This is a genomic window from Microcoleus sp. OTE_8_concoct_300 (assembly GCF_031383065.1).
In the GTDB taxonomy this organism is placed as follows: domain Bacteria; phylum Cyanobacteriota; class Cyanobacteriia; order Cyanobacteriales; family Microcoleaceae; genus Microcoleus.
Genome location: NZ_JANMZH010000201.1, coordinates 1 through 1,609 on the forward strand (window position 1 = coordinate 1; position 1,609 = coordinate 1,609).

General features: G+C 45.5%; 1 protein-coding gene. It reads right to left on the reverse strand.

The features are described 5' to 3' along the window. Positions 1 to 75: 75 nt before the first annotated feature. Entirely contained in the window at positions 76 to 1,350 is a 1,275-nt protein-coding gene (gene iscB, locus ACUVJL_RS09785; protein ID WP_445245661.1) for an RNA-guided endonuclease IscB, read from the reverse strand. Positions 1,351 to 1,609: the final 259 nt, after the last annotated feature.

Sequence of the window (1,609 nt, forward strand, 5' to 3'; positions counted from 1 at the left end):
TCACCAGAAAACGAGCGAGAAGCCCCTGGCTTTAGACATGGGGAGGAAAGCGGCTGCGACTTCAGTCGCCTTGAATCAAAATCCATAGGAATAGCCACCTTTTTTGTGAATAGATTGGCAATATTTATGACTAATTCCTGCTACTCTTCCCTTCATTGTGGCGATGTCGAACGAACCGGATGCACGGCAAAGAACTCGTCCCACGTAGGAACCGACTTTTTTACCTGCGGTGACTGTCGCGCCAACGATATCGCCAGTTTGAAAACCAAAATGGATTTGCTTTTTTGATCTATGTCGAATTGGGAAGCCAAACCGATCCGTGCCACACATTTGTCGAGTACCGTGTCCTGCTGCTTTTATTAGCAGCGGTTGAGAAGTCAGCACCTTTAATTCTTCGACTTTACCTACGCAAGCAGCATCTAACCAGTGAGATTTCGGTAACTGCAAACGGGTGCGATTGAATTTTGTCAAGCCGCCACTACCAGTAGAAACTGGTAAACCAGTCATACGGAGTCGATTAAATAACGCCCAGCGAGTCGAATTAACGGCTGCTGCGTCTTTTAATGGACGTTTTGCTTGAGACAGGATCTTTTTCAAGACATCTGGCTTCTTAGAGAGGAATTGCTCAATGTCTTGAGTTCCTTTCTTGAAATTGCATTTTTCACAGGCAAGGCAAAGATTAGAAATACGATTAGATCCGCCTTTGGCTTTGGGATGAATGTGTTCGACTTGTAGCGGTGTATCCGTAACTCCACAATACGCGCACTTTCTATCCCATTTATTTAACAAATATTCGCGGATCTCGTAACCACATAAAACGCCTTGCTGATACTCCAGTCCACTAATCTCTGGATTTTCTAGTTGTTGTAAGTCAAATCGCACAAGTTCTTGAGCAATAGAACCAATGGGAGCGACTTTCATCAATCTAGTTGCCCAGGTTAGGGTTGTCTCAACGCGATGTTGTAGGCTTGGAGCCAGCCACCCTTTCGGGCGAGTTCTATTTAGAAATCTCGCTTTTCGATAGCGAGTATGGCGGTTTCTCCTGCTCCTACGCAGTGAACGGCGAGACTCCAAGCTGGCTTTAATTGATTGACCTCGGTGAGTCAGTTCTGCACCAAAAATTACGCTTTCTCCTTGCAGTAATGCAATTCCCGTGGTTTTGGAGCCAGGGTCTAATTTGAGAGTAATTGGTTCTTGCGGTACTGTTACCTCTACCTTGAGAATTATCGTGAATGGATATCTTTTAAAAACAGCAGCTTTGCCAGTGGTTAGCAATTTGCGAGCCAATCCTGGGCGGATTGCATTGAGCGGTCGTTTGTGGCTATCAAGTACAAAAACGAAATTAGACATAAAGTCCTCCATTACTGGGTAAAGTTCGCTTCGAGAATGTTTCATGAGCTTGTTATGCCAAAAGCACTGGTTTAACCCCGTTAATCCTGTTTAACTTTTAGCGATAGAGCGGAAAACTAGCGTCGCATTTTCCGGTATCGTGACTCAAAAAACGTAGGTCTAATCCTGTCTCTGGTAAGGTTCGGGCTTTCTTCTTGCACCGCTCGGAACGAGCCGGACTTCCCAAAAGCCCCCGCTTTTAAGCGTGGGGTTCCTTACG